This window comes from Microcoleus vaginatus PCC 9802, assembly GCA_022701275.1.
GTDB classification, from domain to species: Bacteria; Cyanobacteriota; Cyanobacteriia; order Cyanobacteriales; family Microcoleaceae; genus Microcoleus; species Microcoleus vaginatus_A.
This window is the reverse complement of the sequence record CP031740.1, coordinates 4525236-4538386: the sequence shown is the minus strand read 5'-3', so window position 1 is coordinate 4538386 and position 13151 is coordinate 4525236. Positions and strand designations below refer to the sequence as shown.

At 47.4% G+C, this 13151-nt stretch carries 10 protein-coding genes; 6 read left to right on the top strand and 4 right to left on the bottom strand.

What is annotated here, in order from left to right:
* Nucleotides 1–116: 116 nt before the first annotated feature.
* From D0A34_18440 to hppD, 4 genes are all read left to right on the top strand, one after another.
* Nucleotides 117–1388 (top strand): amino acid permease, encoded by a 1272-nt coding sequence (locus D0A34_18440; protein ID UNU20596.1) that lies wholly within the window; start codon nt 117–119, stop codon nt 1386–1388.
* Between the two features lie 42 nt (nt 1389–1430).
* A complete protein-coding gene (locus D0A34_18435; GenBank protein UNU20595.1) occupies nt 1431–2840 on the top strand; it encodes an NYN domain-containing protein in 1410 nt (469 codons plus the stop codon).
* A gap of 83 nt (nt 2841–2923) precedes the next feature.
* On the top strand, nt 2924–3631 hold the full coding sequence (locus D0A34_18430; GenBank protein ID UNU20594.1) for an SDR family oxidoreductase: 708 nt from the start codon (nt 2924–2926) through the stop codon (nt 3629–3631).
* A gap of 401 nt (nt 3632–4032) precedes the next feature.
* Entirely contained in the window at nt 4033–5094 is a 1062-nt protein-coding gene (hppD, locus tag D0A34_18425; GenBank protein UNU20593.1) for a 4-hydroxyphenylpyruvate dioxygenase, read from the top strand.
* Between the two features lie 20 nt (nt 5095–5114).
* Here the strand turns inward: hppD and D0A34_18420 are convergent, their stop codons facing one another.
* Both D0A34_18420 and D0A34_18415 read right to left on the bottom strand, forming a co-directional pair.
* Entirely contained in the window at nt 5115–5648 is a 534-nt protein-coding gene (locus D0A34_18420; GenBank protein ID UNU20592.1) for a GNAT family N-acetyltransferase, read from the bottom strand.
* Nucleotides 5629–7776 (bottom strand): diguanylate cyclase, encoded by a 2148-nt coding sequence (locus D0A34_18415; GenBank protein ID UNU20591.1) that lies wholly within the window; start codon nt 7774–7776, stop codon nt 5629–5631. Before D0A34_18415 ends, D0A34_18420 begins: the two co-directional genes overlap by 20 nt.
* A gap of 478 nt (nt 7777–8254) precedes the next feature.
* On the opposite strand from D0A34_18415, the gene D0A34_18410 reads away from it, so the two are divergent.
* Nucleotides 8255–8941 carry an HAD family hydrolase gene (locus D0A34_18410; protein UNU20590.1) on the top strand — a complete coding sequence of 229 codons (687 nt, stop codon included), beginning with the start codon at nt 8255–8257 and terminating at the stop codon, nt 8939–8941.
* Nucleotides 8942–9094: 153 nt separating this feature from the next.
* On the opposite strand, the gene D0A34_18405 is transcribed toward D0A34_18410, so the two are convergent.
* On the bottom strand, nt 9095–9706 hold the full coding sequence (locus D0A34_18405; GenBank protein ID UNU20589.1) for a molecular chaperone DnaJ: 612 nt from the start codon (nt 9704–9706) through the stop codon (nt 9095–9097).
* Nucleotides 9707–9950: 244 nt separating this feature from the next.
* Complete coding sequence (pgeF, locus tag D0A34_18400) at nt 9951–10829, bottom strand: peptidoglycan editing factor PgeF (protein ID UNU20588.1); 879 nt, start codon at nt 10827–10829, stop codon at nt 9951–9953.
* Nucleotides 10830–11230: 401 nt separating this feature from the next.
* Between pgeF and D0A34_18395 the strand changes: the two genes are divergently transcribed.
* Nucleotides 11231–13048: a peptidase M23 gene (locus tag D0A34_18395; protein UNU22362.1), complete on the top strand. Its 1818-nt coding sequence runs from the start codon at nt 11231–11233 to the stop codon at nt 13046–13048.
* The last annotated feature ends 103 nt before the right edge of the window (nt 13049–13151 follow it).

The following is a 13151-nucleotide window of genomic DNA, read 5'->3' as shown; positions in this document are numbered from 1 at the left end:
CCTAGCTGGGGACTTGATTTTTGAGGCGGGGGTTTAGACCCCTGCCGGAATTCTTGCAAATATTACTAGATATAACCTAATATCAGTATGGCACTGAACAGAAAACCGCTATATTTATGTCTTCACCGCTTCTTAAGCGAGAGTTAGGTGTTTTCGGCGCAACTCTCATGGGCTTGGGCTCAATCCTCGGTACCGGAGTATTTGTGAGTATCGGGATTGCGGCGGAAGTTGCAGGGCCGGGAGTGATTTTGGCTGTAGGTATTGCGGCTTTAGTGGCTGTTTGCAATGGTCTTAACAGCGCTCAATTAGCGGCAAATCATCCTGTTAGCGGCGGTACTTATGAATATGGCTACAAATATCTCAATCCTTGGCTGGGGTTCACTGCGGGCTGGATGTTTCTGTTGGCGAAAACGGCTTCTGCGGCTACTGCTGCTTTAGGTTTTGCGGGGTATTTTTTAAATGCCTTTGGTGTAGCCGATCGCACTTACCTGATCCTAACAGCTTTAGTCGCCCTCGCCGTTCTCACTTTAATTGTATTGACGGGAATTAGGCGATCGAATATTGCCAATACTGCCATAGTCTCAGTTACACTTCTATCCTTAGCGGTGTTTGTTGCTGTCGGTTTGCCAGAGGTAAGGTGGGAAATGCCCGCCCTACAGAATGATAGCTCGATCGGCTCCATCCTCCAAGCCACCGCCCTGATGTTTGTCGCTTATAGCGGTTACGCCCGCATCACCACAATGAGCGAGGAAGTGCGGGAACCCAGGGAAACGATTCCTAAAGCCATAATTTTTACTTTGGTGCTGACAATGATGCTTTACGTGGGGGTAGCAATAGTTATCGCGGGCGCCCCGGGAGGCGATAAATTGTCTTTACAAACAGGCGGTACGACTGCACCCCTGGAAGTCATCGCCCGCAGTTTCCCAATTCGAGGAGTTTCTCAACTGCTAGCCGTCGGCGCAATTACCGCTATGTTGGGAGTCTTGCTGAACTTAATTTTAGGGCTCTCGCGCATCTGGCTGGCGATGGGGCGGCGCTTGGATATGCCGAGAGTCTTGGCGCGGCTGAATCCTTCGGGGACAACTCCCTACGTGGCTGTGGTGGTGGTGGAAGTTACGATCGCACTTTTAATCCTCGTCGGCGATGTCAAAACCACTTGGTCGTTCAGTGCTTTTAGTGTTTTGATATATTACGCTATCACCAACCTCGCCGCGCTGCAACTTTCCCCCGCCGAAAGGCTTTATCCGCAGTGGTTGGCTTGGGTGGGTTTGGGGAATTGTCTGTTTCTGGCTTTCTGGGTGGAGAGGGAAATTTGGCTGACAGGATTGGCATTAATTGCCGCCGGTTTAATTTGGCGGGCGATCGTCCGACTCCCGGCCAGAAACTAGAATTGTGATAAATTGAAACAGCATCCCGCATTGTAGAGGGCCATGCCCGATCGAACCCCCTTGCTGGCGACTCAAGAATCTCTCGCATTCAGCGCCATCAGTCGCTATATAGCTCAAACCCTAATTACCATTCAGGAACAGCATCCCGAATGGATAGCTGAAAAATACAGGAAAACCCCCTGGGCCAAACCTGAGTTTCAGTCAGTTTTGATTGGAAAATTGACAAAAAGTTTCACAGTAGCCAGCGATACAGATTCCCTGCTGCTGACTGCGAAAAAATACCTACAAATTCTGCTGGTTCCAGAATTCGTTAATTCACCTCAATTCAGCAAATTATCGGTCAAAATTCAGCAGCTAGCCCAATCTCAAACAGCACCCGCTAAATCACAAAACTCAGTTTCCTCAAAACCTCCCACTCCCACCACCCATCAAACAAATTCGCTTCCAATCGGCATTGCTATCTTGCTGCTAGATGTCGAAAACTTGCAACTCACCATCGAAACCGAAAAATTCCTAGAGGGAATTTGCCACTATCCAATCCAAATCAAAGTCGCCTTTGCCAACTGGCGCAGCATGGGCAAAAAAGATGCGGAATTTCACCAGCGCGGCTATCAACTAATTCACGTCCCCCCCGGCAAAGACAGTGCAGACTTAAAAATGGCTACAGTCGGCGCCTCGATTTTCGTACATTATCCCACAGCCAAAGAGATTTTTGTCTGTTCGTCCGATCGCGCCCTCACTCACCTCAGCAATACACTGCAAGCCCACGGACTAACCGTATTTCAAGTCCGCAAACAAATAGATAAAATCCTAGTTTTAAACAGCAAAACCGGACAAATGGAAACCCATTCCCTTGTAACCATACCGGAAATTACACCCCTCGAACAATTAGTTATTCAACTAAAAGAATTAATCAAAAAAGAGCAAAAACGCACCTCAACTCAGTGGATCAAAGTTTCCACTGTTGCAGCTTTATTTAGGGAAAATTACGGCTTAGTCCTCAATCAAGTTGTTGCTCATCATTTGCTCGGTACTAAAACCCGGGATATCTTTCTTAAATATCCCACCGATTTTGTCCTCCACAAACCCTCAGAAGTTTCTCAAACTTATGTCACTCTTTTTGAAGTAAGATTATCGCCCCCACCGCCAATACTTAGCCAAGAAATTCTGAATAACCACCAGACAGCACCTGCGACTTTGACAGATATTAATTCTCTGGAAGACTTGGAAAGAGCTCTTGTCAAAATCGTTGGCGACTTAACCGGCAACTCTCGTGAAAATTCTGTATTTCTCTCCAATGTAGGCAGCGAATTTCACAGACAATACGGCAAACAAATTACCCAAATAATTAAAGATTTTAATCTCGGTAGGAAATTTACTAAGTTTTTGCAATCCTGCGCTTCTCTCCAGCTAAAAAAAGCCGAAAAAGGCTGGCAAGTTTCCCTCAATTAATTAAAAATTAAAATATATCAACCTCCCCATTACTAGCAACTTGAGTTATCATACAATCGGGACGTAAAGAAATGTAAAGGGATATGCAGGACAAAGTTGTGGTTGTGGTGGGTGCAACTGGCGGCATCGGTTCAGCAGTGGCCCGCAAACTCGCTGATGCGGGTGCGAGGCTAGTGCTCGCCGCCAGAGACAGCAGTAAATTAGACGCTTTAGCTAGCGAACTTTCGGCAACAGAGGTACTCTGCGTACCCACAGATATCACCGATTTGCCCCAAGTCGAGACGCTGATGCACAAAGCTGTGGAACATTTCGGACAAATTGATGCCCTCGTAAACGCCGCCGGTGCCGGAATTCTCAAGCAGTGGAACAAGTTAGAACCCGCTGATTTAGATGCAATGCTTGACTTGAACTTAAAAGGCAGTTTTTACACGTCTCAAGCAGCGGCGAATGTGATGAAAGAGCGCAAATCCGGCCACATTTGCAATGTCATCGGGATTTTGGGCAAGCATTCGATGGCGATGGGAACGGCTTATTGCGCTTCAAAGTTTGGGGTAGTTGGTTTCAGCAAGTGCATGGCAGATGAACTGCGACGCTACGGCATTAAGTTTACGCTATTCTATTTTGGCGGGGTGGATTCTCCGTTTTGGGATAATGTGAGTTTGAAGGTAGACAGGTCAAAAATGCTGAGTACCGAAACTGCCGCCAATGCGATTATGTTTGCTCTTTCGGCTGACCCGCAAGCTGTGCCGATGGAGATTAATATTCAGCCGGAAAGTCATTTGTTCTTTTAGCTATTGAGGAGTGATTTGAAGGCAGAACGCAGCGGAAGCTGAAGGCAAGAAAAATTATGATATTTTTAGGTTTGAGAACTTGTACAGCAGTTAATTATGTAGGGTGCATGGACTCGCGCACCTTACCCCTATAAATAGCACGTCAAACCATTTTTTTGCCTTAGTCCTATTGGTGAAGGCCTAGCGGTCAAACCTAAGTTATCGCACACACCGGGTTTCTTTTAAGTGCCGACTTATTTCTGCCTTCAGAGGGAGCTAGGATATTCCATTTTTAGGTTATTATTAAGTGGGCGCGCAATAAAAAGTATGAAAAATATCCATTACTCAATTCCTCCCTTGCAATTTCGCCTTGAAAATCAGCAGATTTTCCATTTTTCAGTTTCCATTTTCAATTATTGATTATGGAGTTCGATCGCATTCAATTTTACGTTGAAAACGCTAAAGTATCCCGCGACTGGTTTGTCGGCAAGTTAGGCTTTCAATCAATAGCAGGTTATGCCAGCAGCCACACTCGCACTGAAGTTGTCAGCAGCGGCAATGTATGTTTTATTTTATCTTCGCCCCTGACACCCGCTAGTCCCGCTGCTAGTTGGTTGAAGTTTCATCCTCCAGGGATTGCCGATGTAGGCTTTCGGGTAAAAAATATTGAATTAGCGGTAGCTAGAGCGGCTGCTGAAGGTGCTAAAATCCTGGAACCGATTCAAGAAGACCTAAACGCAGGAGGCTATTTTAAGCGGGCAAAAATCTCGGGCTGGGGAGATTTAAGCCATACACTCGTGGAGCGAATTAGCAGCCATTCACTGCTATCGGCTTCGGATAAGCGGCCGTTGTTTACCCGGATTGACCACGTAGTGTTAAATGTTGAATCTGGGGATTTGTCAAGTGCTGTTAGTTGGTATCAAAAAATATTAAATTTTCAACCGCAGCAAAATTTTGACATTCAGACTGAGAAATCAGCTTTGCGGAGCCAAGTTATGGTGCACGCTGAAGGTGGGGTGCAATTCCCGATTAATGAACCGGCATCAGCTAATTCTCAAATTCAAGAGTTTTTGAGCGCAAATCGGGGGCCGGGAATTCAGCACATGGCTTTGCAAACTAATAATATCGTGGCGGTTGTTGCCGATTTGCGATCGTGCGGTTTGCCTTTTCTGCCGGTTCCTCCAACATACTACTCCGAATTGCAGCAGCGGCAAAACTATTTGCCTGCGGATTGGCAAGCAATTGCAGCTTGTCAAGTGTTGGCCGATTGGCAAGAAGATACTCCCGCAGCGATGCTGCTGCAAATCTTTACCCAGCCAATTTTTGCAGAACCGACTTTCTTTTTGGAGATTATTGAGCGCCGAGTTAGTTTAGTTAATGGCAAACAGGTGCAAGCTGGAGGTTTTGGGGCGGGGAATTTTCGAGCTTTGTTTGAGGCGATAGAACGGGAACAAATGAAGAGGGGAAGTTTGATCGACGATTGACAAAAGTTCCAGTTTTTAAGTCATACAGCCGTGTTAATCAGCACTGCGATATCTTTCCACCCGTAGGCAATTTCTTTGAGTGCAACTCCGGCTCTACTTGTTTGCTGTTCGTCTACTTTTTCACCTCCTAAGAATTCATAAAATTTATAGGCTGAATTGTCTCCTAGTACCCAAACTAGCATCGAGTTCAAACTTAATTCTGCCAATTTTGTGGCAACTGTTCTCACGAGTTGCCGTCCGATTCCTTGACGCTGATATTCCTCCAAAATATAGATGGCAAATAATTCTCCTTTATATATATATTTGCCGGTGCGCTCACAACCACCCGCAGCAAAACCCACAATTTGTCCCGAGTCATTCTCAGCAACGCAGACAAAAACCCCAGTATTTTTGACGTTTGTCAGGATTTCTTGCCAACGGCTTTCTCCTTTTTCATAGGACAGTTGCGCGAGGTAAGCTGTGGGTACAATTTTTCGGTAAGCTGTCCGCCAAGTATCTAGATTAACCCGTGCGATTGCAGGTGCATCAGCGATTTTAGCTTCTCTCACAATCATCAGAAAATACTCCTTTCGGGCGCTGAAATTCTATTTTCAAGTCTAGGTCAACTATACGATCGCGCCCTTCTAGTTTAGCTCGATACAGCGCTCGATCAGCCTGTCCAATTAACTCCTCAATCGATAAACCAGTAGCAGGTACCGTAGTAGCGATACCCATACTAAGAGTTATAAAATTACTTACCTTGGAAGCAGCATGAAAAATTGCCGCTGCTTTCAAATCGCTGCGAATTGCTTCAGCTATCTGCTTTGCTCCTTGCACATCAGTTCGCGACAAAATTACCGCAAATTCTTCGCCACCGTAGCGGGCGGCTAAATCTCCTGCCCGCTGAGCCTTGCTAGCTAAAATCTCGGCTACTTGTTTTAAACATTCGTCGCCTCCTTGATGCCCGTAATGATCGTTGTAAAGTTTGAAAAAATCGATATCGCACAAAATTAAAGACAGCGACTCTTTTTCTCGCTCCATCAACTGCCATTCTAACTCCAATTTTTTGTCAAAACAGCGGCGGTTGGGAATTTGAGTCAATCCATCCACCGAAGCGAGGCGCTGCAATTCCATGTTAGCTGCTTGTAATTCTAATTTGGCTTGTTCTAAAGCTAAATTTTGCCGAGCTAATTCTTCACTTTGGCGTTTTTCTTGTTCGTACAAGAATCGGATTGAAGCTTCAGCTTCTTGCAATTCTTTCTCTGCATATTTGCGCTTGACAAATTCCCCTAATTGAGAACTTACCACAGCTATGATCTGAAGTAAATCTTGATCCGGTGGCAGTTCTTCCCGGCAAAAAAAAGTCATTACTCCTACAACTTGGCTCCTAGCGTGAATGGGGAAACCGAATCCCGATCGCAGTCCCGCTTCCTCGGCCAAGCGCGATCGCACGAAATTGCGATCGCCCACAAGATCAGTAATCCACTGCGTAGAACCGCTTCTGGAAACCGCTCCCGGCAAACCCTCACCCGCAGCCAAAGTAATCTGCTGATAGTTTTCGGCAAACTGCCTAACTTCCTCCGCTGCCTGCCAAACTGCTACCCGCCGCCAACAAGGAGTTTCCTCGATCGGACAGGAAAGCGGCAAGCACCAAAGCGGATCTTTTTCAGATTTTATTTCCTCACCCAATCTAGTTTCTTTCTCCACCTCTGCAGGCGTCCAAAGTTCGCCAAAATCCCACCCAAAACTTTGGCAAATAGCTTGCAAAATTTTCGGAGTTGCGCTATCTAGAGAACTTGATTCTGACAGGATATGAGTAACAGCATACTGTGCTTCTTGACACTTTTTTATGCGTTGTTGCTTGGTAATGTCTTTGCCGATATAAACAAAATCTTGTATAACCTCCCTATCTGCATCCGGGCTTCCTGTGGTTGTCTCGAAAGTAGAGCATGAAAACGCAACAATCACCTTTAAACCTATTTTCGTTTGGCAAGCTACTTTTACTTGAGGCCAATATTCGCTTTTAAGTGCAGGAGGTAGCTGGCTGACTTTGCGTAACAATTCCTCCTCAGCCGTAATCATGGATATGGATTGGCCGATTAATTCTGATTCGGTATATCCAAATAATTGCTGTGCAGCTTGATTCAGTTTTTTGATTTGGCCCGATGTTCCTGTTACGAACAAAACATCGCCTAGGGAATTAATAATTTTGTCAATATAATCGCCAGCAGCAGCTACGTGCTCGCCTTTCATACTTGTTTTGTTGGCAGCCTGAAGCATGGTTGGCTGAGATCCAATGCTATCTGTCACATCTTCGCATAAAATAATCAATCTGTCAGCATTCGCTTGTCCCTTATAACCAAATATGTACAAGTTTAGATACAAATAAGATCCGTCTTCGAGAACTCGGCTAATTGATTTTAACTGACAATCTTGCTGTCTTTCTTCAAAAATATCTTCAAGGAGTCCTTCAATTCCGATCAGTTCTGGAAAACTATCGCGCACGTCTTTTCCTTCGCCTACTTCCTCATGAATGTAGGCAAAATCTTGTACTTTCAAAGATATTTCTTTAATCTTAAGTTCCCGATCGACTGTGAGGTATTCAATCCTGCGTAAGGATAACAGCTTATAAAGAAGAATATTAATACTTCTGGGGCTGCTCTCTACAGTTAATGTGGGAAGCATCTCGTTATTGTAGAGCATCTCTCTCAAAGGTTAGCCGGTAAAGTTAGTTGTTGTTTGGCTGCGATTTATCATGGGAATTTTTATACTGGCAGATGTCATCACCTGTTACCGGTGGCAAATTTATGCAAACAGTACACTTTGGATTCTCCAAGCAGTTTTTTGCTTATTTTAAAAATGGGGCCCAATATTAATTTGACCCACTTTTTGTGAGAAAGCGCAGTCAAAATCATCCTCTATTGAGGTTGAGATTTATGAAGAATATGTAGCGGTTTACACTATTTGTGCGACACATTTTAATTTTAAATTCCCCGATATGGCTTACAACCGTTAAAGTTGAGGAACAGCACAGTTTAATTCAAAAGTTTCCTTTAATTAGCACCATTCCTATAGACCTTACCTCCCCTAGGTATCTGTGTCAATTTTTGTAAAGAAAGTGTTACCTTTAAATGATATAGTATCGAAGAATTTGTATAAAAACTTAAAAACACTCTGCTAAATGCTGAGACTTATTACCGACTTTGACGGCCCGATCATGGACGTGTCCGATCGCTACTACCGAGTTTACCAGTATTGTCTCGCCGAGACTAAGCGTTCGGACCAAGCAGTGCGCGAACTCCCCAAAGCCGAGTTTTGGGACATGAAGCGCGCGCGGGTTCCCGAAACCGAAATTGCCATCCTCTCAGGATTAGATGCAGATCAAGCCCGCGATTTTGCCCAGAAACGCCGTCAAACCGTTCACACGCTCCCTTACATGATTTACGATCAACCAGTGTCCGGCGCTGTGGAAACGCTCGAAAAGGTGCAGCGCGCTGGAGTAGACTTAGCGGTCCTGACCATGCGCCGCGTCAGGGAACTAGACGAAGCCTTCAACCGCTGTAATTTAGGGCAATTTTTCCCAGAAAACCGCCGCTATTGCCTCCCCAACGATTACGTTAAAACCGGGGATGTCAAAGATAAGCCCCTGTTGATGGCAAGAGCTCTCGCCGAACTGCCGCCGGCTTCTGACATTTGGATGGTTGGCGATACGGAGGCCGACATTGTATCAGCAAAAACGCACGGTGTCAAGGTAATTGGTGTTTTGTGCGGAATTCGCGATCGCACCCAACTAGAAAAGCACCAACCGGATTTAATTGCCAACAATTTGAGCGAAGCAGTGGAGATTATCTTAGGTCACAAAAATTAGTCATTAGCCATTAGTCATTAGTCATTAGTTATTAGTCATTAGTCCTTAATTGTTAGCTGATGTTATTTGTCGGAGGTCTTGATTTCACAGTTATTAGTGGTTGGCTGCTGACTAATAACTGCTGACTAATAACTGCTGACTAATGACTGTTGACTATCGCAGAAAACCGCTGACCAGCCACAGAATTAAAAACGTAAACAAAGCGATAAATTTCTCTGTTGTTATAAATGCCGGACTGACCAAAGAACCCAAAAAGCCTCCCAGCAACAAGCCTATAACCAAGCCAGACACAGTCAGCAGCACAGCCCGACCAAATTTTTGTTCCTTGCGATTAACAAAATAAAGACAAGAGCCGACCCCAAGAGCCAGAGTCAACTGTAGTAAACCATCATTAGCCGCCGGATAAATACTCAGTCCGCCTAACCCCACATACACTCCAGCCGGCCACAAAATGTCCGATCGACTAGGAGTATCGATTAGCCGCTGCAACCAAGCTGGGCTGCCACTAGGAGGAGACGGAGTAAAGCTTGCCGGTGGGGGAGTCAGCCGCTCGGGAAAGCGGATGCGTTCGGGCACTTTAATTTTACCTTCCTGTCGCTGCCGCAGGCGATCCATGAGGATCGCGTCGTAAGCTGCTTCGATCAATTCCAAACGTTTCTTGTCACCGCTGTACTGCTCACCTAGGCGCGTGCGGGCCTCTTGCACTTCATCAAAGGAAGCATCTTCATCGACTTCAAGCAGTTGATAGGGAGTTGGCTCACTCATTGTAATAACCCGCTGAAGACTCTCGTTATAGAGTAATCTTAACAAGAGAGGAAAGCGGGGCGGGGGCTTGGGCCGCTTTCCCAAAAGTTTTGCTGCTAGTTTTTAGTGCTTTAAAACAGGAACCAGCAAACCTTACGAAGGTAGAAGATAGAAGGCATTTGGCATTTGGAAATAAAAAATAATGAATCCAAAGATTTTTATTTTTATCTTGGCCGTCTAAAATTTTACCTTCGGCCAAATGCCCTCAGAAGGAACTTGTCCCGCAGGCACTCACAATTCCCGACCACTGGACTTTTTTAAGTCGATCGCGGCGGTAGGAAAAAAAGCGAGCCGAGTCAGAATAAGTACAGAAAGGAGCGATCGCCACTTGAGAAAAATCGATCCCCAACTGCTGCAATTGCAAAGCATTGCAGAGGCGAACATCCAAGCGTACCTTTCCCGGTTCTGGATCGGCAAAGACAGGCGTTTCCGGCAGTTGGTGCAAAAACTCTAGAATGCCGTCGGCTGTCGCACTAACGGCACTCTTAGGAGCTATAGTGGCTCCCAGTTCCGCTGCTACTTCCACAGATACCTGGTAAACCTTTCCAGCGATCGCCGGCCCCATAGCAATCTTCAGATTTTCTAGTTGACTGCCTTGTGCCACAAGTTGAGCGATCGTCTCTGGTAATATCTTAGCAGCAGTCCCGCGCCAACCCGCGTGAACTGCCGCAACGAGTCCCGTGCGATCGTCAGCAATCAGCACCGGCACACAGTCAGCCGAGCAAACCCACAGCGCCTCCAATTCTCGCTCGGCAACCAAGCCATCAGCCTCAGCATAGCTTGGGGCAGCAGTTTCCGGTCCCAGAGCCACAACCGGGGACAACTCACTCGTTTTGAGTACCGCATTGCCGTGTACCTGTTGGAGTCGGTAAACCTTAGCTCCAGGTTCGAGAACTTCCGTCAGATCGATCGGCCCCCGGGGCGAGAAATCGCGAGTAAAAAAGCCGTGAGACCAGCGAGAAAGCAAGCTGCAAGTCAGATAGGGCAAGCCTTCAGAACTCTGCCAGTCCCAACTGATTCCGTCAGGCTGTCCGACGCATTCAGAGTCAGGAAAATTTGTCAAGCGATCGCCAGCTACAGTCATGAAACCTATCCTTACCCAAGCGCATCATTTAGCTTGTATTCTAAACAATCAACAATTTTGTCCGCGAAGTTTAAAGGCAGGGCTAGCTTTCAGGAAAAAATCGCGATGAAGGAGGCGGTTTTAGGACAACCGACTGCGCCGAAATTTTGCATAACCCGAGAAATATAGGCAACTAATTAACATAGAGGAACGCCAAAGCGCTATCATCAGTGTGGCCGTCACAGACTTCTAGGCAAGTGCCATCGGGATCAAAAAAACCGGATATCGAGCGTGACTGAATGTGCAAGGCATTCGAGCTTGTTCTATGTGCAAAAAAAATTGCCTCAAGCCCGGTAAAATCAGTTAGGCCTGTATATAAAGACAAGGATTGCCATACATTCGATCCTGACTTCGAGATCCTTGTGCCCCCTGTTGAGTTGGGAAAAAAAATCGTGAAATCAGTTCCAGACAAGCAAATAACAGCCCCTTTGAACACCAAACAGCAAAAAAAGAACCCTACAGGCACCCGGACTCGATCGCGCCTTTTGTCCGATCGCTCACTGCTGGTGGGACTGGGTTGTCTTGCCAGTCTGGGACTGCTCAGCAAAGGCCTAGTTTGGGCTCAAGCCGAAACTCCGCCAGCAGAACAAGCCGTCCCCGGCGCAGCAGACCTCCAGCCATTATTTGAAGCTCCTCTCCCGCCCCCGGAACCCGAATACAGCCAAGTGGAGCCAGAACCCGACCCGGAACCGCAGGCAGAAGTTCCGGCGTCCGAGCCTTTCGATGCCGCACCGCCGTCCGAGCCGGAGTACGCCAGCGAACCACCTCCCACCCAATATTATCTGCCGGAACCCGCGCTGATTCCCCTACCAGAAGCGACGGCCCAGGAGCCACCTTTTGAAGCGCCCGTTAACCCAGCCCACGCTGAAATCGACCAAACAGACTACAGCATTGGCGCTACCAGCGAGTACCAAGAGTACGAAGCGCCAACAAGTATAGAGTTTGCAGAACGATCGACCGGCTGCGAAGGAGAAGGCGGTTTGTGCGCGCCTCCTCCTGTTTCCGAGCCGGTGACGGCAGATGCCGGAGAACCCAACTACAGAGAGGAAACTCCGATCGCAGAGGACCGCTATATTGCAGCCCCTCCTCCTCGAAATTTGCCAGAAAGCATTCCGGGCGATGTTCGGGAAACTGTGGCAGAAAATAGTAGCGGAAATCCTGTCAGTAAAATCGGTCAAGCCGTTCAACAAATAGGCAGCCAGGTTTGGGGGGGTTCAAACCCACCGGAATCTGCCTACGCACCCCCGCGCTACCCAGCAAACATCGGCTACTCGGCAGACGCAGGATACTCGGCAGACACTGGATACTCGGCAAACATCGGCTACTCCGCAGACACAGGATACTCCGCAGACGCTGGGTATTATGCCGGATCTGCATCTTACGGTGGCGGCGCTCCAGCCCCGAGCATGGGACTCGGGCCGGTTCAAGTCGGTGCGGTTAGTGTCAGCAGCGGCAGCAATACCGGTTTTGCTTACTACAATCTCACGCCGCGTCCCGCAGGCCTGCCCGGAAATGGCAACACCAGCTTGCTGTTTCCGCTATCTATTGCTTCGGCAATTACTTCGCCGTTTGGGTGGCGGACTCATCCGGTTATGGGCTACGGCAGGTTTCACACCGGAACCGATTTGGGGGCCCCGATGGGAACGCCCGTACTGGCGGCCTATGCCGGTCAAGTGGCGATCGCCGATTGGTTGGGTGGCTACGGTTTGACGGTGGTTCTCAACCACAACAAAAAGTCTCAGGAAACTCTCTACGCCCACCTTTCGGAACTGTTTGTGAAACCGGGAGAGTGGGTGAAACAGGGAGAGACTATCGGCCGCGTCGGCAGTACGGGAATGTCTACAGGGCCTCACCTCCACTTCGAGGTTCGGCAAATGACTGACCAGGGTTGGGTGGCGATCGACCCGGGATCTCAGCTAGAATTCGCTCTGGCAAAAATGATCGGCAGTTTGGAAACCGCCAAAGTACCGCAAATGCCGAAAATGGTGGAAATACAAACCGCTAGCGGACTCAAGGATTTGGAAAACGATCTGCCCCAGCTTCCACCTCTGCCGCTGGGAATGGACATCGAAGTTCACAACCTCCAGCCGCCATTCCCGGAACTCTTAAAAGCTGACACTTCTAAGCCCAAAGATGCCGAAGCTGTCAAACCCAAAATTCAGAAGCAAGCTAACAGGTAAAAATTGGGGATTGCCTAGATTAATTTTCTTGTGGAACGGTCTAAAATCCCACCCCACAAGAAAATTAATGTTTTGTGCAACCAGCACGTGAACTCGTTGCTTT

Coding starts and splice junctions, on each gene's coding strand:
- D0A34_18415 (UNU20591.1), bottom strand. CDS start 7,776: ATGCTCTACAATAACGAGATGCTTCCCACATTAACTGTAGAGAGCAGC.
- hppD (UNU20593.1), top strand. CDS start 4,033: ATGGAGTTCGATCGCATTCAATTTTACGTTGAAAACGCTAAAGTATCC.
- D0A34_18410 (UNU20590.1), top strand. CDS start 8,255: ATGCTGAGACTTATTACCGACTTTGACGGCCCGATCATGGACGTGTCC.
- D0A34_18430 (UNU20594.1), top strand. CDS start 2,924: ATGCAGGACAAAGTTGTGGTTGTGGTGGGTGCAACTGGCGGCATCGGT.
- D0A34_18435 (UNU20595.1), top strand. CDS start 1,431: ATGCCCGATCGAACCCCCTTGCTGGCGACTCAAGAATCTCTCGCATTC.
- pgeF (UNU20588.1), bottom strand. CDS start 10,829: ATGACTGTAGCTGGCGATCGCTTGACAAATTTTCCTGACTCTGAATGC.
- D0A34_18440 (UNU20596.1), top strand. CDS start 117: ATGTCTTCACCGCTTCTTAAGCGAGAGTTAGGTGTTTTCGGCGCAACT.
- D0A34_18420 (UNU20592.1), bottom strand. CDS start 5,648: ATGATTGTGAGAGAAGCTAAAATCGCTGATGCACCTGCAATCGCACGG.
- D0A34_18405 (UNU20589.1), bottom strand. CDS start 9,706: ATGAGTGAGCCAACTCCCTATCAACTGCTTGAAGTCGATGAAGATGCT.